The 19,074-nt window shown below is 32.2% G+C and carries 15 protein-coding genes; 11 read left to right on the top strand and 4 right to left on the bottom strand.

What is annotated here, in order from left to right; all coding sequences use genetic code 11:
- The first annotated feature begins 54 nt into the window (after positions 1-54).
- The 9 genes from DU428_RS07375 to DU428_RS07335 all read left to right on the top strand — a co-directional run bounded on the left by DU428_RS07375 (position 55) and on the right by DU428_RS07335 (position 10,973).
- Positions 55-237, top strand: a complete 183-nt coding sequence (locus tag DU428_RS07375; protein ID WP_072349490.1) for a CAL67264 family membrane protein — start codon at positions 55-57, stop codon at positions 235-237.
- A complete protein-coding gene (ettA, locus tag DU428_RS07370) occupies positions 237-1,928 on the top strand; it encodes an energy-dependent translational throttle protein EttA (protein ID WP_113966005.1) in 1,692 nt (563 codons plus the stop codon). The genes DU428_RS07375 and ettA overlap by 1 nt, the downstream gene beginning before the upstream one ends.
- A gap of 262 nt (positions 1,929-2,190) precedes the next feature.
- Positions 2,191-3,531: a coiled-coil domain-containing protein gene (locus tag DU428_RS07365; RefSeq protein WP_113966006.1), complete on the top strand. Its 1,341-nt coding sequence runs from the start codon at positions 2,191-2,193 to the stop codon at positions 3,529-3,531.
- Positions 3,532-3,646: 115 nt separating this feature from the next.
- The gene (locus DU428_RS07360) at positions 3,647-4,693 is read left to right on the top strand and encodes a hypothetical protein (protein WP_113966007.1); all 1,047 of its coding nucleotides are present in this window, start codon (positions 3,647-3,649) and stop codon (positions 4,691-4,693) included.
- Between the two features lie 76 nt (positions 4,694-4,769).
- Positions 4,770-6,731: an AAA family ATPase gene (locus DU428_RS07355; protein WP_113966008.1), complete on the top strand. Its 1,962-nt coding sequence runs from the start codon at positions 4,770-4,772 to the stop codon at positions 6,729-6,731.
- Between the two features lie 4 nt (positions 6,732-6,735).
- Positions 6,736-7,317 carry an NUDIX domain-containing protein gene (locus DU428_RS07350; protein WP_113966009.1) on the top strand — a complete coding sequence of 194 codons (582 nt, stop codon included), beginning with the start codon at positions 6,736-6,738 and terminating at the stop codon, positions 7,315-7,317.
- 49 nt (positions 7,318-7,366) lie between these two features.
- Positions 7,367-8,602 (top strand): DUF6638 family protein, encoded by a 1,236-nt coding sequence (locus DU428_RS07345; protein WP_113966010.1) that lies wholly within the window; start codon positions 7,367-7,369, stop codon positions 8,600-8,602.
- A gap of 42 nt (positions 8,603-8,644) precedes the next feature.
- Positions 8,645-9,190: a hypothetical protein gene (locus DU428_RS07340; protein WP_072349484.1), complete on the top strand. Its 546-nt coding sequence runs from the start codon at positions 8,645-8,647 to the stop codon at positions 9,188-9,190.
- A 58-nt stretch (positions 9,191-9,248) separates the two neighbouring features.
- Positions 9,249-10,973 carry a hypothetical protein gene (locus DU428_RS07335; RefSeq protein WP_113966011.1) on the top strand — a complete coding sequence of 575 codons (1,725 nt, stop codon included), beginning with the start codon at positions 9,249-9,251 and terminating at the stop codon, positions 10,971-10,973.
- Between the two features lie 139 nt (positions 10,974-11,112).
- Here DU428_RS07335 and DU428_RS07330 read toward each other — a convergent pair whose 3' ends face one another.
- Positions 11,113-12,129 carry a formimidoylglutamase gene (locus DU428_RS07330; protein WP_113966012.1) on the bottom strand — a complete coding sequence of 339 codons (1,017 nt, stop codon included), beginning with the start codon at positions 12,127-12,129 and terminating at the stop codon, positions 11,113-11,115.
- Between the two features lie 127 nt (positions 12,130-12,256).
- On the opposite strand from DU428_RS07330, the gene DU428_RS07325 reads away from it, so the two are divergent.
- Positions 12,257-13,138, top strand: a complete 882-nt coding sequence (locus DU428_RS07325) for a chromosome partitioning protein ParA (protein WP_113966013.1) — start codon at positions 12,257-12,259, stop codon at positions 13,136-13,138.
- 62 nt (positions 13,139-13,200) lie between these two features.
- Here the strand turns inward: DU428_RS07325 and hutI are convergent, their stop codons facing one another.
- The 3 genes from hutI to DU428_RS07310 form a co-directional block, all read right to left on the bottom strand.
- Entirely contained in the window at positions 13,201-14,436 is a 1,236-nt protein-coding gene (gene hutI / locus DU428_RS07320; protein WP_072349480.1) for an imidazolonepropionase, read from the bottom strand.
- 86 nt (positions 14,437-14,522) lie between these two features.
- Positions 14,523-15,920, bottom strand: a complete 1,398-nt coding sequence (gene fumC, locus DU428_RS07315) for a class II fumarate hydratase (RefSeq protein WP_113966014.1) — start codon at positions 15,918-15,920, stop codon at positions 14,523-14,525.
- A gap of 182 nt (positions 15,921-16,102) precedes the next feature.
- Positions 16,103-17,278 carry a dicarboxylate/amino acid:cation symporter gene (locus DU428_RS07310; RefSeq protein WP_113966015.1) on the bottom strand — a complete coding sequence of 392 codons (1,176 nt, stop codon included), beginning with the start codon at positions 17,276-17,278 and terminating at the stop codon, positions 16,103-16,105.
- 182 nt (positions 17,279-17,460) lie between these two features.
- On the opposite strand from DU428_RS07310, the gene DU428_RS07305 reads away from it, so the two are divergent.
- Positions 17,461-19,035, top strand: coding sequence for a sensor histidine kinase (locus DU428_RS07305; RefSeq protein WP_113966016.1), 1,575 nt, complete (start codon positions 17,461-17,463; stop codon positions 19,033-19,035).
- The last annotated feature ends 39 nt before the right edge of the window (positions 19,036-19,074 follow it).

Below are 19,074 nucleotides of genomic sequence, written 5' to 3'. Positions count from 1 at the left end.
AATTTATACAAAATATAGATATTTGTATTTAACTAACTATAATTGAAATAGAAAATGGCAATGAATAAAAATACTGTGTTAGCATGGGCAACATGGGTAATGATTTTTGTAGGATTAGGGCTTATTGCTTTAGGAGCTTTTAGATATGATGATGTTGCAGGTTGGGGATTTGCAGCTGTAGGAATTGGCTTTTTTGCAATAGCGTGGGTTTTTAACGCATTAAAAGGTAGAGTATAATGAGCGATGATAAAAAAGTAATCTTTTCAATGTCTGGTTTAACTAAGACATTTCAAAGTGCACAAACACCGGTTTTAAAAAATATTTACTTAAGTTTCTTTTACGGAGCGAAGATTGGAATACTAGGACTTAACGGTTCTGGTAAATCTACTTTGCTTAAAATTATTGCTGGAGTAGATAAAAATTACCAAGGAGACGTAGTATTTTCTCCAGGATATACTGTAGGATACTTAGAGCAAGAGCCACAGTTAGATGAAGAAAAAACAGTCTTAGAAAATGTAAAAGAAGGTGTAGCAGAAACTGTTGCAATTCTTGATGAGTACAATAAGATTAACGATATGTTTGGCTTAGAAGAAGTTTATAGCAATCCAGATAAAATGGAGAAGCTTATGAACAGACAAGCCGAATTACAAGATCAAATAGACGCTTCTAATGCTTGGGAATTAGATACCAAGTTAGAAATAGCAATGGATGCTTTGCGTACTCCAGACGGAGACAAAAAGATATCTGTGCTTTCTGGAGGAGAACGTCGTCGTGTTGCTTTATGTCGTTTGCTTTTACAAGAACCAGATGTATTATTATTAGATGAGCCAACCAACCACTTAGATGCAGAATCTGTACATTGGTTAGAGCATCATTTAGCACAATACAAAGGAACCGTAATTGCTGTAACGCATGATAGGTATTTCTTAGATAACGTAGCAGGTTGGATTTTAGAGTTAGATAGAGGAGAGGGGATTCCTTGGAAAGGAAATTATTCTTCTTGGTTAGACCAAAAATCTAAACGTATGGCACAAGAAAGTAAATCTGCTTCAAAACGACAAAAAACATTAGAGCGTGAGTTAGAATGGGTACGTCAAGGAGCAAAAGGTCGCCAAACAAAACAAAAAGCTCGTTTAAATAACTACGATAAATTATTAAGTCAAGACCAAAAGCAGTTAGACGAAAAGCTAGAAATCTATATTCCAAACGGACCTCGTTTAGGGACCAATGTGATTGAAGCTATTGGTGTAAGCAAAGGTTATGACGATAAGTTGTTATATGAAGATCTAAACTTTAATCTGCCACAGGCTGGAATTGTTGGTGTTATTGGTCCGAATGGAGCAGGTAAAACTACTATCTTCAGGATGATTATGGGAGAGGAAACTCCAGATAAAGGAGAGTTTAAGGTAGGAGAAACAGCAAAACTGGCTTATGTAGATCAAAAACACTCTAATATAGATCCAGAGAAAACAATTTGGCAAAACTTTAGTGATGAGCAAGAGCTTATCATGATGGGGGGTAGACAAGTAAATTCTCGTGCTTATTTAAGTAGGTTTAACTTCTCAGGTTCTGAGCAAAATAAAAAAGTAAAACTACTTTCTGGTGGTGAGCGTAACCGCTTGCATTTAGCAATGACACTAAAAGAAGAAGGGAACGTTCTTTTATTAGATGAGCCAACAAACGACTTAGATGTAAATACACTAAGAGCACTAGAAGAAGGGCTAGAAAACTTTGCAGGATGTGCAGTAGTAATTAGTCACGATAGATGGTTCTTAGATAGAATTTGTACGCATATTCTAGCTTTTGAAGGAGATTCGCAAGTGTATTTCTTTGAAGGAAGTTTCTCTGAGTATGAAGAAAACAAAAAGAAACGTCTTGGTGGAGATTTAATGCCAAAACGAATTAAATATAAAAAGTTAGTTAGATAATTCAAATCAACTTATTTATTAAATAAAAGCCTGCAATTGCAGGCTTTTTTTGTTTCACGCCCTGAAGTAAATACTTCGTTTTTCTATTTTGTTATAATCGTAAATATTTCATTTATGGCAAATTACTAGATAAGTTTTAAAAGCAACTTGTAACAAATTATAAAATTCTGCTACTTATATTTTAAGCGATTTCGTTTCAGTAACTGATATTTTTTATCGAAATTGCTTAGCAACTAATCGATTAACCTAAAATTTTATAAGTATGTCTGATGATTTTGATTTATTAGAAACAAATTCCAACGAAAAAACGGAGAAAGTAGATGTGAATTGGGGAAAAGCCATAGACCAAATGAAGTCTAAATTGGCACAAGAAGATGATCCCGAAAGTCGTCAGAAAATTTTAAATGCAACATTAGATAATGTTGTAGATATGGCAGAGAAGGATAGAACCACTCTTTTAGATGCTATTAAAGATCTTACCGATTATCAAGATGAGGTTGGAATTATGTTTGAAGGTTTTTCAGCCTTAAATGCCGAAGAACAAAAAATAATAGACGATGCTGTTAAGCGCTTAGAACGTGCTAGAGTGCAATTGGAAGACGCAAATAACAAACCAGATACTTGGTGGAATAACCTTTGGGGAAGAAAAAGCAAAATCAAGAATGCAGAGCAGGAACTTCAAAATGCGCAAAAAGAAAGAGATGCAGCAGATAATAAAGCAAAAGCGAAGTTTCAGTTACGTATAGAAAATGCTGACGTACAAACACTTTTAAACGAACTATCCTTTAAAAGTCAAGCTGCAATTAAAAGGTTAAAAGATCGAGAACTTGAAATTAAAGAAGTAGAAGAAAGTCTTAAAACTGCTATTGTAGAAGCAAGTAATAATCACACAAAGGCACTTCAAAAAAAGAAAGAAGTAGAAGATAAGCTAGAAGAGAAATACTCATTACTAAAGCAATCACGCCAAGCATTAGAAGAGGTTTCAGATAAGCAATCTACAGAGTATTCTGATGCATTATCAAAAGTAACCACATTAGAGCAAGCGGTAGAGGAGTTAGAAGGACTTAAAAACGCTTACACAACCTTAGCAGCTTCTAAAGATAGTTTTGTACACAAACATAATTTAACCATTAAAGTACTAACTTCTTTACGCAGTAACTTACAAACACATCGTGCTAAATTAAAGTCGGATACAGACGAGAGATTAAAATACTACGACGGTTATGTTATTGCATTAAAAGCTAGAACCGATCAAGAATTTGCAGCTATCCTAGAACATCTAGGAGTAAAAACAGATGAGCATATTGGCGAAACGCTTGCAGCAATGCATACAGCAAGTGCAAAAGCCCGTCAGGAAATGATGGACAATATTCCTGTACACGAAAAAGTGATGCAAGGGGTTTATGGTAGTTATGCAGAAGCATTAAGCGAAATTAGAGCTAAAGATTCTGAAATTCAGAAAAACTTTGCAGACCGCTACGGTATTGATATGAAAGAGATTTTTGAAGAGTATTATAAAGCAGATGCAAATGCTCCTTCTGGAGATAGCAAACCATCAGAAAAGCCAAAGCCAGAAGCTAACGAGGATGATTTATTAGGTTAACATATTAAGGCCCTTGTAACTTTTGATTTCAAGGAAGAATCTGCTAGGGCTTAACTATTCACGCTATTATTAAAACTCGCTACATAGATCCTATAGATTAAACGTCCATTTTTTTATGATTGTAACACCTTTAGATTCGGCAAAATTAGACTCCAAAGAGCAATACGTTTTCTATCATAAAATGATGGACTTTGCTCTAAAAGAGCTTCTTGTAGCTGTGCAACGAAATCAATTATTAAACCAGCAAGAAATACTCTTGTTCAAACAATATTCTGATTTACTGTTGTATTCTATAGAGGCAATGCGTATTAAATATATGTATGACGAAGAAGAAAACATGCGAGTAGATTTAACCGACTCCGGTTTTCCTAATTATTTAGAGTTTCGTTATTTATTTAATGATTTAGAACTTCGGGAAAGTTATCTTCAAAAGCTTACCAATGTAGAAACTTTAAAAGATGAGTTTCTTGACACACTTCTTCGGAAAAAAGAGGCAATTCCTAAAAGGAAGTTATTTCAAGCCGCTTCAATTGTGTACTATACTTCGGCTAAAAAAGAATATATATTTAATCGGTTTGTACAAGGAAAGATACTAGATGCGCCAGAAAATGCCCCAGCAAAGTATTTAGTTAGTTGGAGTTTTTATGATGTATCTCATAACCGTCCATTTATTTGCTATATGTATTTTGATTATGAAGGCAGTAATATAGAGAAAGTACGAGAGGATCTTTACATAACCTTAAAAAATGTAGCAGATAGAGAAATGGCTTTTGATACTATGGCTTATTCTATAGATAAGCGTTTAGCAAAAGTATTTCCAAAACTAATAAAACGAGTAGATTTAGGTCCAATACACAATGTATTTGCCAAAGATGAAAACTTAGTAACTCATGCTATACTACAGGGAATTGCGAGTAAAACTATTCCATTAAACTCGTATGCTATTTCTTTTAAAATAGAGGAATTAAAATCGCAAAGTGAATTTAAAGAAGGTGGCTTCTTCAGTAAGCAAATCTATCAAAAATGGGATGCGATTTATAGAAAACGTTACGTATTTGCACCTCACAGAATCATTCAATTGCTATATAATAAAACACCAGAAATAATGAATAAACTGGAGAAAGCTCCAATTCAAATTTCAGAATTAAGCATAGATAATTAAAAAAGTTAACAGTATATACCTCAGTTATCAGTAATGAATACTAAGCACTAAATACTGTATACTAACGACTAAAAGAATGGAACACAATACAACTTTTCCTATAAAACAAAATGAATTAGATATGCTTCGTGATGAAGCAACTTCTTATTTAAAATCTGTACAATGGGAGCAAAGCCAACGAGCTAAAAACAAGGATAAAAATGCTAACGATGCATCTATATTACTGTATTTATCCAGAGCAAAAAATGGAAGTAATATAAGTACGACGTCTATTTCTAAAACTATTTTAGCTTTAAAAAAACGACTATTACCCGAGTCTGTTGCGATACCAATATATCTAAACCAAGCTTTATATGCGATTCAAGAGGGGATTACGCTAGGTATTTGGGTAAAGGATAGTTATTATGATGCTTCAGGCTTAACTACTTTAAATCAAAATAAATCGGCTTTAGATACCAACGGAAGACGAGAATATGAAAGCAAAATGTACACAGCTACGGCCTTTATGCTTTTTGCATCTGCATATAAAATTTTACATGATTTAAAACCACATGCTTCCGATGATTTATCTGTAATGAAACAAAAATTTGCAGGAATTCCAGAGGTGTCACTACTTAGTCCGTTAAAAGGAATTTCATGTAATTTATTCTATTTAGATAAGTATTTGGCACATCCAGATATTATTAAATCAGATAAGGATGTTGTTGATTTTGCTGTAGTGTATTTTGAAGCTTTAATAGATGAAATACAACTTCGTAAAAGCAGTTTAGAATACACCGAAACCATTGTAGATAGAACTTATAAGTTAGAAAACTCTGATTTTGCCATTTCGGGATGGGATAATATGTTTCAAGGAACGGCAAAAAGTGTCGCGTTTAATAAAATTCAATTCGAACAAATTGTAGGAAACAAAGATGCAAAGCACTTTGCAAGACGTTTAACAGAACGTATGCTAAGCTATGATTTTGAAGTTAAAAAGAATCCCTTTCAAGAACTAGGTGGTTTTATGCCCGTTTTTATGGGTTACGGAATTCCGGGAACAGGAAAGAGTATGCTCATTGCTGCCATTGCAACTAGACTGAAAGAACATGCCGATCATTTAGATATTCCGTTTTTATTCCACCCAATGCCAGATACTTTGATAAGTACCTTTCAAGGAGGTTCTGCTGAAAAAATGGTAGAATGGATGAAGCCTTTGCAAGATCCAACAAAATTAATTTTTGCACCAATTGATGATGCTGAGAATAATTTACAAGAACGAACAGCTCAAGGAGTTTCTGCAGGAGTAAAAGAAGTAATTGGTGTGTTTTTACGCTATACCGAAGGAGCTTATGCTGTAAACTACGGAAACAGTTCTATTGGTTTGTTTACCAACCTTCCAGAAATGTTAGACAAGGCGGTGATTTCTCGTGTACAAGGGCGTTTTAAAATAGATGGAGCACGTACTGAACATGATTTTGTAGATCAAGATTATATATGGTGGAGGAAAATGCAAAATACCATGCCAGATTTTATAAATATGAATGACCCTAAGCATTATAAATATCTATCCGATCAAGGTTTGGCAAAAAGTATGGGGGAAATTTTACAAATAGTTGATAAACCAAGTGAAGCAAGAGTACACGAAACCTTTGATAAGGTAGAAAAAATGCATAAAACAAATGATCATATGTTTTACGCAACTTTGTATAAAGAGATTCAGAAAATATTTCCGTTTTTCTCCTCAAGAGATGTGCGTAATATTCAGTCGGCAATTTCTTTGCGTTTAACAGATTTTGATTTAGAACAGGATTGGTTTGAAAATCCAGAAAAATATTTCAAAAAGGATTATCAAACAAAGTTTAATATGCTACAAGAGTTGATGAAAGCGAATATGAAAGGTTTAAACTTTTCAGACATAAGAAGACAAGAAGTTATTCGCTATTTAGATAATGTAGCAACCATTGCAGATACCGATTTTAAACGAAAAGTAGATGCAAGAATAAATCAATTAAATATTGAAACCAAAGCAAGAGAGCAGTTTGAAAGAAAAGATTAATACAATGCCTAAACTTAAAAATATAAATACAACAATCCTTTCAAAAGAATGGGCAACATTAAATAGAGTTGATTATGATTTTCAGTTTAAAGATGGAAGCTGGAAACGTATTTCAAGGGAGAGTTATGATAGAGGAGATGGAACCTGTATTTTATTGTATAATGTAGAAAAAAACACGGTTATTCTAACCAAGCAGTTTAGAATGCCGGCTTATATTAACAATAAAAATGATGGTATGTCTATTGAAGTTTGTGCAGGAGCGATGGATAAAAATGAAGATGCCGAAACCTGTATAATTAGAGAGGTAGAAGAAGAGGTTGGCTATAAAATAAAAGAAGCAACCAAGGTGTTAGAAGCCTATACTTCGCCAGGAGCTGTTACAGAAAAAATGTATTTGTTTATAGCAGCATATACAGACGCGATGAAAATAAATGAAGGAGGAGGGTTAGAAAGTGAAAACGAAGAAATTGAAGTTTTAGAAGTTCCATTTTCAAAAGCTGTAGAAATGATGAATAATCAAGAAATCATAGACGCAAAAACCATTATGTTATTGCAGTATGCACAAATAAATAAATTACTTCAATAACAGATACATTAAAACAAGATAAAGATTCCCGCTTTCGCGGAAAGTAATCATGCAAAAATTAATAGAAGCAAATTTATACCAAAGCGAATTAATTCCAATCAGCGGAAAGTTGGTAGAGCGTTACAACAAATGCCTTGTGAAATTAGGATTTGAAGAAACGAAACTCACTAGTTTTTCTATAGACGGAAAAGGCTGGAGCCCAGAAATTGCACAAGAAAAAGAGCATATACATTATCTAAATCACGGTGATGCAAATCCGCACGGAATAATTATTACTCCCCTACAAAAAGGGAAGCCTGTATACCTTCCATATCATACTTTTGATAGGGAAATGATGAAATTCATTTTTAATTCCTACGAAACAAAAATTAATGATATTACTCGCGATTGTGCTATTTGCTTAGATTTTAACCAACATATTGATGCATTTTACGAACCTTTAGATGTTTTAAAATACCAATCGGTTACTATTAATTTTCATCTAATTAACGAGCTGTATTCTAAGCAAAAAGAGCAGTTAGAACTCATTGAAAAATTTAGAAAAGATAATAATTTTATAGATGAAGTTCTGCAACAACAATTATTAGATTCTGCAAAAACCTATGGCGATTTACGTCATAGAGATTTAGAATTACCAGCTATTTTCTTTCAAACAGATTCCTTTTACACTAGAGCTCTTGGCGGAATTTATGTTTTACGTAATTTTATAAGCGACATTGTGGTTTTTGAAGATATCAAAACCTACAAACAAGCTATAAAAGATACGATTCATGATGTATTGATTTACCATATAGAGCAGCCAGAACTTATGAAAAAGCTTCGCGATCATTTAATTATTGAATGCGAGTTAAAAGCAATGCTTAATACAACGCAGTACCAGCGTGTTAAAAAAATGATGTTGTTTCAGGAATTAAAAGAAACCAAACATCCTATTGTAGATATTTTAGACGATGAGGTTCTTTTTAGAAAATATTTGAATGCTATAGATGCTGAAGCGATAAAAAGAGTAAATGGAGTAGAAATTTATTTAGAAAGAATAGCACGAAGTAATGCTTTTAAAATACCGGATTTGGTAGAGCAGAAATTTTACGATGCTTTGCATAAACCGCATTCCTCCTTACATGCAAGACATCAAGATTTAATTTGGAAACTTTTGGTTAATGTTTCTGCAAAAGATGTTTTGTTTCTGTATTGGTATGATAAAGAGCAGTTTTATAAAACTTATGAAACTTGGCCAGACACTATGAAAGATTGGGTTATTAAAACTATTCGTAACAATATTTAAAGAAATTAGACTAATTTAGTAGGAAGTTATTAAAACAAACAAATGGGATTAGAAGTTATTATTTTTATTGCAGCAATACTCTTCGGAATATTTATTTATTGGCGAGAATCCAACGGCAATGGCTTCTATCGTTTTGTAAACAAACTAGTAAATTCTAAAGATTTACAAATGAAACCTTCCGACAAAAAAGGCTTCGTTTATAAACAAGCGTTTATGCCAAGATTTCTTTATGTTGCTGGGGCCTTTTTATTTATAGCTGTTGTTTTTCAGTTTTTAACTCCCTTTAAAGTTTTTAGTAATTATTACGGAGTTTCTATTTTTGCGTCTTCTATAGTCGGTATTTTATTAGGAACTTATATAGCAAATCTAGTTTTTAAATCAGGTGAAATAATTGACGAAAAAAGTGAATCTTTTGAAGGAGTTTTTAACGAAACTATTGAAAAAGGAAAGGACCTCATAGGGGATCTAAAAGAAAAAGGAGAAAACCTCTTAGAAAATGAAGATGAAGTAAAAGAGGAAGTTGATAAGGAAGCAAAAGAGGAATCTAAAAGTGCTAGAGAACGATTAAAAGACAAAGGATTACTATAATTTAGAGTCTAAAAAAATAGAAAAAAAACTTCTGCATAAACAGAACGAACAAAATACTATGATTAAAAACTACTGGAATAAAGGTTCAAAGCAAAAAAAGCGAGTGATACTATTTTCACTTATTCTGCTTGTTATATTATTTGTGATGCGTGATGATTATCAACCAGCCTTATTATATCTAAGAAAATACATTTTTGTCATTCTGCTTAGTGTATTGGTTTTGTTTTTAGGTTTTAGAAAATTCCGACGTTCAGCATCTGGAGTTACTAGAACAGGAACTTTGGTCATGATGACGATTTTCTTCGTAATGATTTATTTAGTTGGTTGGCAGTTTAAAATGTATGAATATGCTAAAACCTACAATGTTTTTAATGATTTGAATAAAATTGAAATAGAAGAATTGCCTCTTACGCGAAACGAAAGAATTCAGCCATTAAGAAATATTTATTCCATGGCGAACGAAAGTGTAGGCGAAACTAAAGATGTTTCTCTTCCACATCTTGTACGTGTTGACGGAATTAATAAATGGACAATGGCAATACAGCCAACAGAAAAATACGTTTGGCAAGGAATGAGTGATAATACAGAAGAAGTATTTGCTGTATCAAGTACAACTCCATTTCCTCGTTTCTCAAGCGAAAATCGTATATCCGTAACTTTTTCTATAGGAGAATCTTTAAAGTTTAGCCGAAACACTTACAATGCGGTAGTGCAGCGTTTTAATCCGTGGATGCTTTTTAATTATGAGCCAAGCGACACTTACTATATGAAAGATGATGCTGGAAAATGGGTTGAGGTTGTGAGCTTAATTAAATGGAAAGGCTTTTTCTTTCCGTACCCAACTTTTGGAGGAGTAATGGTTATTGAAAGTGGCGAACATGATTTTAAAGATTATTTAGAGCGTATTGTAATAGGAAAAGGAACTTATATTTCTCCAGAAGAAATGAATAACTATCCATACCTAACAAGACAAAATACTTTATCTGAAAAGGTTTCTCGTTTACAAGCAGAATCTTTAAAATTCTTAGGCGGATTTAGTGATCCGTTGCCATGGAATATGAAAACAGCAGTTAAGATTCCTGTGTTACCAAACGACCAAAATCAGCAGCCATTTGTTACCGATTTTGATTTTACGGACACTAAAATAAGTGCTTATAGCGGATTATATCATTGGTTTGGCTTAGAGCCAGTAGGAGATGAGCGAACAAGTTTAACTTTTAGTGTTTTTATTCCTGCAGACGGAACAGATAAATTGTATTACTATGACCATGCAGCAAAAAAACAAGGTTATGCCGGAGTTTCTGCAATGCCGTTAAAAGTGATTGAATCTAGAAAAGAATACGATTGGTCGGTAAATAAACCGGTTGAATTTAGACCTTATATTAAAGATCTTGCAGGTAGAAAGCGTATGTTCTTTTTAGGAACTATTTCTGCAGTACGAGATGAAAATTCACAGTTTGACGGATCTGCAACTCCAGATTTAGCTCTAATAGATAGCGAATACCGAGATGTTATTTGGATTGACGCTAAGAAACCTAGTTTATGGGAAGAAACGGTTTACAACCAATTAAACGAAGCTTGGAGAGCAAGTGAAGGTATTGGTTACTATTTTGTTGATGAAACTAAAACAGTAGAAACCGCACAAAAAATATTAGATTCTATAAAAGCAATTCCATCTATAGATAAAGAGGCTTTAGAAATTGAAAAATTACAACGTCAGATAGATTCTATTAAAGCTTTAAAAAAACTAGTTAAAGAGGAGAAACCTACTTTGAATGAGTAACAAAAATTGGTGGGATAATCTTATAAAGTACAGGCAGTTTAAAACTTTGCTATTAATAGCTATAGCTTTTCTGCTTGTGATTTTTTTCTTTATAAAAATTATCTTGGAGTTATTTTAAAGTTCTTCAAATTCGGTTGGATTATGCATTAGCCTTTATAAAATCTGTTATCAAGTAAGTGATAAGTTTTCCAATCTGTGTTTCAGTTTCTGCAGTAGGAGCAGCTTCACAAATATGTAAATAACTAGCATTTTTATGACTAGCAAAATAATTGATGAAATTTCTAGCTTTATTTAATGAAAACCCACTAGGAGTCATTGCACTACTAGGAGTGTTTTGAATAGCATCACAATCTATTTCAATTCCGAAGGGTTTGGAAGCAACATGTTCTAATGCTCGCTCCATTTCAGTCTTAAACTTTAGTTTCTTTCGTACACAAATATCTTCGTAAGTATTGTATTGAATGTTTTTCAATTTATTCATGGTTGAAAATATATTGCTAGAAGTATAATTTTCATGTAAACCGAAAACAAAGTAATTTTTCAGAAATCCTTCCGCGAAAGCGTAACTAAAACCATTACCACTATGTCTTCCTTCTTCGTCTCTAAAATCGGTATGAGCATCAAAATTCACTGCATTAATAGGGCTTTTAAGCGCTAATGAAGTACCCTTGATATTTCCGTAGGCATTATTATGTCCGCCACCAATTATAATTGGTTTTTTACCTGCTTTTACTATATCGTGAACTAAACTAGTGACATATTTGTCTATTTTAGAAACAATTTTTCTGGCTTTTGCGACGTCTTTCTTTTTACTTTGATCTAGTGTTTTTAATTTTTCAAGTTCTTCTTTAAAATCTAAATGACCTAAAACAAGTACTTTTTTGGCGTTAGTGAATTGGTTACTTTGAATATTTAACAAAATTTTAATTGTAGCCTCAAAAGCATTAGAAGTGCCTGTTTTTCCGTAATTTGCGAAAACCCCTACATCTTCAGGTAAGCCAATTACAACATAAGTGACGTCTAAATCTTTAAGTTGCTCGTATATATTAGAGACTGAAGTTAGCGTAGTAATATGTTCGCCAAATTTAGTTTCGTTTGGGCGTTTGTTTAATAAGCTATCTAGTTTGGTATCGTTAAATAAAACCAATTTGTCCATAAGTAATAAACTATTTTTTAAGAATTAAAAATACATATTTTTTACACTAAATAAGAATTATAAAAATTTAAAATAAATATATTTGAGCTAATAATAGCTCCGGAATTAAACTTGAAAACAAAAAAATATGGCAGAAAAAAATAATAATATAGGAATGAAAGTTGCTTTAGGTATAGCTATCGCTTTACTTGTAGGAACCGGTTTTTACGCTTCGCAACTTTATCAAGAAAAGAAGGAAAACGAAATCCAACTTACTAAGGATAAGGATTTAATCATGAATGATTTGAATAATATGGCAAAACAATATGAGATTGCTATAGGTGAAAATGAAGTAACTAATAAGAAGTTAGTTGAAGCAAAAGAACGTATTCAAGGTTTGATAGATTCTTTAAAGGTATCTGAAGCAAATGTTGGAACTTTATGGAGATACAAACAGAAATATGTTGCATTACAGAAAGAAATGGATGTGCTTTTAGTTGAAAATGATAAATTAAAAGTAGAAAATCAATTATTAACCACTTCTTTAGATAGCACTAGAGTTAGATTAGAAGAGCGTACTATGTTTACAGATTCTCTTTTAGTTCAAAATACAGCTTTAGCAGAAGTTGTAGAAACAGCAAAGGTTTTAAGTACAGTTGGTTTAAAAGGATTTGGAGTAATAGAACGTAGTTCAGGAAAACTTATTCCTACAGAAAGAGCAAGACGAGTAGATAAAATTCGTGTTTGTTATACGGTTACTAAAAACAATTTAGTTCAAGCTGGAGATCAAGAGTTTTATGTGCAGGTTATAGACCCAAATAACAATATTTTAGGAGAAAACGAACAGGTTACTTTTGGGGAGCAGACATTAAATTATAGCGTAATTAGTAAGTTTAACTACGAAAATGTAGCTTTAGATGTTTGTGAGTTTGTAGCGCCTAGAGATGAAGATTTTGAAAAAGGACGCTATATTGTGAATGTTTTTAATGATAAAGAATTAATATCAAGCAGCGAGTTTACTTTGAGATAGTAAAATTATAATTTTATAAAAAAGCCTGAAACTTAATTGTTTCAGGCTTTTTTTGTTTCTAATTAAATAACTTCTCCGTTAATAATTACTGTTTCAATATTGTTTTCGCCAAAGGAATAAGGTAAGTAGTTATAACTAGGAACAGGTTTTGTAATAATTATATTTGCTTTTTTACCTCTTGTAATACTTCCGTATTCATTAGAAATTCCCATAGCATAAGCACCATTTATAGTCGCTGCGTTAATAGCTTCTTCTGGTGTCATTTTCATTTTAATACAAGCAGTGCTAACAACAAAGTTCATGTTTCCGCTAGGAGTAGAGCCTGGGTTATAATCTGTAGCTAAAGCTAGTGGTAGTCCTGCATCTATAATTTTTCTTGCTGGAGTATAAGGAATACTTAAAAAGTAAGAACAGGAAGGTAAAGCAACAGCAATAGTTTTACTGCCTTTTAAGGCTTCAATATCTTCATCTTTTAGCTCTTCTAAATGATCTACAGAAAGTGCACCGTGTTTAACACTAAGGGCAATTCCGCCAAAAGCATTAAACTGATTCACGTGTATTTTAGGCGTCAATCCGTGTTTTTTTCCAGCTTCTATAATACGCTCTGTATCTTCTAAATCGAAGTATCCTTTTTCACAAAACACATCTACGTAATGTGCTAGATTTTCTTCTTTAATTTTAGGAAGCATCTCGTTTATCATCAAGTCAAGGTAGCCTTTTTTGTCTTCTTTATAAGCTTTTGGTAATGCATGAGCTCCTAAAAATGTAGCTTTTACCTTAACAGGAAATTCCTTTTTAATTCGCTTTATAACACGAAGCATCTTTAATTCGGAATCGGTTGTTAATCCGTAACCAGATTTAATCTCGATAGCTCCAGTACCAAGTTTCATTACATGTTTTAGTCTATGAATAGATTGTTCGTATAATTCATCTTCGCTTGTATTTTGAAGTTTTTCGGCAGAATTTAAAATTCCACCACCACGATTTGCAATATCTTCATAGCTTAGGCCATTTATTCTGTCTACAAATTCTTGTTCTCTGTTACCAGCATATACTATGTGTGTATGGGAATCACACCAAGTAGGTAAAACTATTTTACCTGTTGCATCGATTACTTGATCTGCTTCTAAAGAAGTAAGTTCTTCCATTTTTCCGTATTCTACAATAGTATCATGCTTGATTAAAAGAAAAGCATTTTTAATTGTAGGAAGTGTTTTCATTTCTTCTCCAGAGAGTTTCAATACGTTTGTATCTCTAACTTGAAGTAGTTCTTTTATGTTTGTTATTAGTGTTGTCATAGACTTATATTATAAATGCTAAAATTAAGAAAATAAAAAAGCGTTAGCAATTTGCTAACGCTTAATTTTTTTTAAATAAAGACAGTCTATTTCAAACCACCAACCATGTCTTCTGGTTTTACCCAAGCATCATAGTCTTCAGCTGAAACGTAGCCAAGGTTAATAGCTTCCTCTTTAAGAGTAGTTCCATTTTTGTGTGCTGTGTTTGCAATTTCTGCAGCCTTATAGTATCCTATTTTAGTATTTAAAGCAGTCACAAGCATTAAAGAATTGTTTAATAACTCTTTAATAACTGCGTGGTTTGGTTCGATACCTGCAGCACAGTTTACATCAAAACTTACACAAGCATCACCAATAAGTTGTGCTGATTGTAATAAGTTTGCAGCCATCATTGGTTTAAAAACATTTAATTCATAATGTCCTTGTGTACCACCAACAGTAACAGCAACATCATTACCCATAACTTGTGCACAAACCATAGTTAAAGCTTCACATTGTGTTGGGTTTACTTTTCCTGGCATAATAGAACTTCCAGGTTCGTTAGCAGGAATAATGATTTCTCCAATTCCAGAACGAGGACCAGAAGCCATCATACGAATATCGTTTGCAATTTTATTTAATGAAACTGCTAGTTGTTTTAAGGCACCGTGTGTTTCTACAAAAGCATCGTGAGCAGCAAGCGCTTCAAATTTATTTGGAGCAGTAATAAAAGGTAGTCCTGTAAATTCAGCAATATATTCGCTAACACGTTTCGCGTAACCTTTTGGTGTGTTTAAACCTGTTCCTACAGCAGTTCCTCCTAAAGCAAGTTCGCTTAAATGTTCTAAAGTATTGTTTAATGCTTTTAAGCCATGGTCTAATTGAGAAACATAGCCAGAAAATTCCTGACCAAGTGTAAGTGGAGTAGCATCCATTAAATGCGTTCTTCCTATTTTCACTACATCTTTAAATTCTTCTGATTTCTTTTTTAAAGTATCTCGAAGTTGTGTTACTCCAGGAATTGTATTTTCTACGATTTTCTTATAAACAGCTATATGCATTCCTGTTGGGAATGTGTCGTTTGAAGATTGTGATTTGTTTACATCATCATTTGGTTGAATTGTTTTTTCACCTTCGCCTATAACATTACCGGCAATTTGGTGTGCTCTATTTGCAATAACCTCATTTACGTTCATGTTACTTTGCGTACCAGAACCTGTTTGCCAAATAACTAGTGGAAATTGATCATCGTGCATTCCAGTTAGAATTTCATCACAAACTTTTGCAATAAGATCACGTTTTTCAACGGCTAAGGCACCAAGTTCACAGTTTGTATAAGCAGCTGCTTTTTTAAGATAAGCAAAACCATGTACAATTTCTAATGGCATAGATGCTGGTGCACCAATTTTAAAGTTGTTACGAGAACGTTCTGTTTGTGCTCCCCAAAGTTTATCTGCAGGCACTTTTACTTCGCCCATTGTGTCTTTCTCAATTCTGTATTCCATTGCTTTAATAATGATATATTGATTATTTTAATTCTTAAAAATGTAAATATTTGAACAAATGCAAATTTACAATTTTAAGTCTATTTTAAGGTGTTTTAGAAATAATTATTCTTTTGTAAAAGAATTACATTTTAATATAAAGTAGCGTTTTAATTAACTGTAATCAAACGGATTATTGTTGGTTATGCTACAAGTTTTTCTTTCGTTATTTTATCTACAACTATAGAAATAGCTCCATCACCACTAACATTGCAGGCTGTACCAAAACTATCCATAGCTATATATAATGCAATCATTAAACCGACCATTTCTTCATTAAAGCCTAACATAGATTGCAGAATTCCTACGGCTGCCATTATTGCTCCTCCAGGAACACCTGGTGCTGCAATCATAGCAATACCTAAAACAAAGATAAATCCGGCAAAAAGTGTAAAGCTGAAAGGCATTCCTTGCAAGATCATTAATGCCATTGCGCATGCGGTTATTTTCATAATACTTCCAGATAGGTGTATAGTTGCGCACAGTGGTATAACGAAACCTGCTATTTTATCTGAAACCCCATTTTTTATAGTTTGTTTTAAAGTTACAGGAATAGTAGCAGCAGAAGACTGCGTTCCTAAGGCTGTAAAATATGCAGGCATTATTTTAGATAATAGTTTTAAAGGGTTTTGTTTTATAAGCACTCCTGCTATAGTATATTGGAGTAGTAATAATAAAATGTGTAGAGCGAAAATTACACCAATAATACTCATGAATACCGATAGGATGGAAAACACTTTACCATTGAACGACATGCTAACGAATATGCCTAATATAAATAAAGGTAAAAGAGGAACAATTACATTTTCAATTAGTTGCATGATTATTTTTTGAAAATCTTTAACAACCAATTTTAAACTTGATTTCTCTTGAAAAGAAAGACCTAAACCTATTATAAAAGCAAAAACTAAAGCCGACATAACATCTAAAATAGGAGGTATGTTAATACTAAAATAAGGAATTAGATCTTGTCCTGAATCAGAGATTTGTGAAGCATTGTTTACATGCGACTCTAAAAGCTGCGGAAATATATTCGATGTGGTGAAATATGTTATAAATCCAGAAAATAAAGTAGAACCATAGGCTATTATAGTTGTAATTAACAGTAATTTACCTGCTCCTTTTCCTAAATCAGAAATGGCAGGCATGATTAAACCCATGATAATTAATGGAATAGAAAAGCTTAAGAACTGTCCGAAAAAAGCATTAAAAGTTGTAAATATTCTGTTTATAGACTCAGGTAAATATTGACCGAATAGTATACCTAAAACAATTGCAATAAAAACTTTGAAAAGTAAGTTTGAAAATATATTTTTCATAAAGGGGCTAATTAATTGTTTTTTTTTTTTAAAGACCGCTAATATAAAACCATGTCATTAAACAGAGGTAATAGATTTCTGATTTTTATATTTTTAACAAATAAATGACTAAAAAAAGTATTAAATAAATTACTTTTGTAATCTCCCTCTTTTGCCTCGAATTTTAAGAATAATTTTCTATAATGAAATTAAATAAATACCTGATAGTAGTTATTTTACTACTTTGTTTTGGAGGTGCATTACTACATCAATTAATTTCTTCATATCAAGAATTAGAAGAAAATAAATTAAAGGATAAGTTACACAAAACACATTCTGATGCTATTATAAGTGCAAAAGCTGGTTTTGATGTTTATGCGGCAATAGTTTCATCTATTAAAAGTCATATTAAAAACTCACCTACTTTTCCAAATGAGTCAGAACTTCAAAATTATTTAAACGACTTACTTAATGAAATTAAATTTAATGATTCTATTGTAGTTAGTTATAATGATAAAGATCATGTCTTTAAGTATGTGATTACTCAAAAATCTATTGATCCTGCTAACATTAAAGGACTCTCAGCAAGAGAATTAATGAGTGCCCATGGATTAAAGGAATTTGAAGAGTTGATGAAGTCTGATTCTATTAATTTAATGACGCCTATAAATGTTAAAGAAGGTTGGGTTGGCTTTCCTTTTAGTTTTAAAGTAGAAAACAAGCAAGAAACTACTAATGGCTATTTAACATCAATACTTAATGTAAAGTACTTATTAAACTATTTTTATGAAGGGGATAAAGAAAGTGAATTTGTGCATAAGTTTATCGTAAAAGATTCCTTTGACTTAACTCGAGAAGTTATTTATAATGAAACACCAATCTATAATAAACATGTAGACGCAGAATATTATAAAAACTTTAATATTCCGGAGGATGAATTTATTTATTCCAATATTAATGTTTTTGGTTTAGATCTTAAAATAGGAAGTGCCTTCAAAAACAAGCCAGATACATCCAATATGGTAGTGTTTTTTGGTTATTTATGGTACATCTTAATTTCTTTGGCAATAGTAATTATCTCTCATCAGTATTTTGGTATTAAAGATTTAAATATAAAATTACGTGGTGCAAATGCAGATTTAGAGAAGAGTTTAGTGAAAATTGAAACACTTATTAAAGAAATACATCACAGAATAAAAAACAATATGCAGATGATTTCTGGGGTTCTAAGCTTACAGCAAGAAGAAAGTGAAAGTAAAGAAGTCCATTCAGCATTAGATGAGAGTATTTCCCGAATTCACTCTATGGCATTAGTGCACGAACAGCTTTATAATAGTGCATCACTTAAAGAAATTAAAACCAAAGAATATAGTGAGCAACTTTTAGAGTTTGTAGAAAAAACTATTGGTGTTAGGAATTTTAATGTTAAGAAGATAATTAATATAGATAAGGAGTTAATTTTTGATGCAGATACAACCGCCAATTTAGGGCTTATTTTGAATGAGTTGATAACCAATTCCTATAAGTTTGCATTTAAAAAGGATAAGGATAATAGCTTAGAAATATCCATTTTTAAAGAAAGTGATCATTATACATTAGAGTATTCAGATAGTGGTTCTGGTTTACCAGATGACTTTAATTTTGAAGAATCAGAATCATTAGGAGTGCATCTTATTTTAATTTTAGCAGAACAACTTCACGGTGAAATGACTTATTCTAATAAGGGAAAGAATGTTTTTAAAGTACATTTTAAACCATTAGAGGCTAGTTTTTCTTAATGAATTATTTTTAGTAAATTTATTAGAAAACAGAAATAC

The organism is Oceanihabitans sediminis (assembly GCF_003337215.1).
GTDB lineage: Bacteria > Bacteroidota > Bacteroidia > Flavobacteriales > Flavobacteriaceae > Oceanihabitans > Oceanihabitans sediminis.
Note: the sequence above shows the minus strand (reverse complement) of the source record. Positions and strands in the feature narration are given on the sequence as shown.

What these genes read in the sequence shown, in the direction of transcription:
- DU428_RS07375 (WP_072349490.1), top strand. Translation starts at nt 55, where the DNA reads ATGGCAATGAATAAAAATACTGTGTTAGCATGGGCAACATGGGTAATG.
- ettA (WP_113966005.1), top strand. Translation starts at nt 237, where the DNA reads ATGAGCGATGATAAAAAAGTAATCTTTTCAATGTCTGGTTTAACTAAG.
- DU428_RS07365 (WP_113966006.1), top strand. Translation starts at nt 2,191, where the DNA reads ATGTCTGATGATTTTGATTTATTAGAAACAAATTCCAACGAAAAAACG.
- DU428_RS07360 (WP_113966007.1), top strand. Translation starts at nt 3,647, where the DNA reads ATGATTGTAACACCTTTAGATTCGGCAAAATTAGACTCCAAAGAGCAA.
- DU428_RS07355 (WP_113966008.1), top strand. Translation starts at nt 4,770, where the DNA reads ATGGAACACAATACAACTTTTCCTATAAAACAAAATGAATTAGATATG.
- DU428_RS07350 (WP_113966009.1), top strand. Translation starts at nt 6,736, where the DNA reads ATGCCTAAACTTAAAAATATAAATACAACAATCCTTTCAAAAGAATGG.
- DU428_RS07345 (WP_113966010.1), top strand. Translation starts at nt 7,367, where the DNA reads ATGCAAAAATTAATAGAAGCAAATTTATACCAAAGCGAATTAATTCCA.
- DU428_RS07340 (WP_072349484.1), top strand. Translation starts at nt 8,645, where the DNA reads ATGGGATTAGAAGTTATTATTTTTATTGCAGCAATACTCTTCGGAATA.
- DU428_RS07335 (WP_113966011.1), top strand. Translation starts at nt 9,249, where the DNA reads ATGATTAAAAACTACTGGAATAAAGGTTCAAAGCAAAAAAAGCGAGTG.
- DU428_RS07330 (WP_113966012.1), bottom strand. Translation starts at nt 12,129, where the DNA reads ATGGACAAATTGGTTTTATTTAACGATACCAAACTAGATAGCTTATTA.
- DU428_RS07325 (WP_113966013.1), top strand. Translation starts at nt 12,257, where the DNA reads ATGGCAGAAAAAAATAATAATATAGGAATGAAAGTTGCTTTAGGTATA.
- hutI (WP_072349480.1), bottom strand. Translation starts at nt 14,436, where the DNA reads ATGACAACACTAATAACAAACATAAAAGAACTACTTCAAGTTAGAGAT.
- fumC (WP_113966014.1), bottom strand. Translation starts at nt 15,920, where the DNA reads ATGGAATACAGAATTGAGAAAGACACAATGGGCGAAGTAAAAGTGCCT.
- DU428_RS07310 (WP_113966015.1), bottom strand. Translation starts at nt 17,278, where the DNA reads ATGAAAAATATATTTTCAAACTTACTTTTCAAAGTTTTTATTGCAATT.
- DU428_RS07305 (WP_113966016.1), top strand. Translation starts at nt 17,461, where the DNA reads ATGAAATTAAATAAATACCTGATAGTAGTTATTTTACTACTTTGTTTT.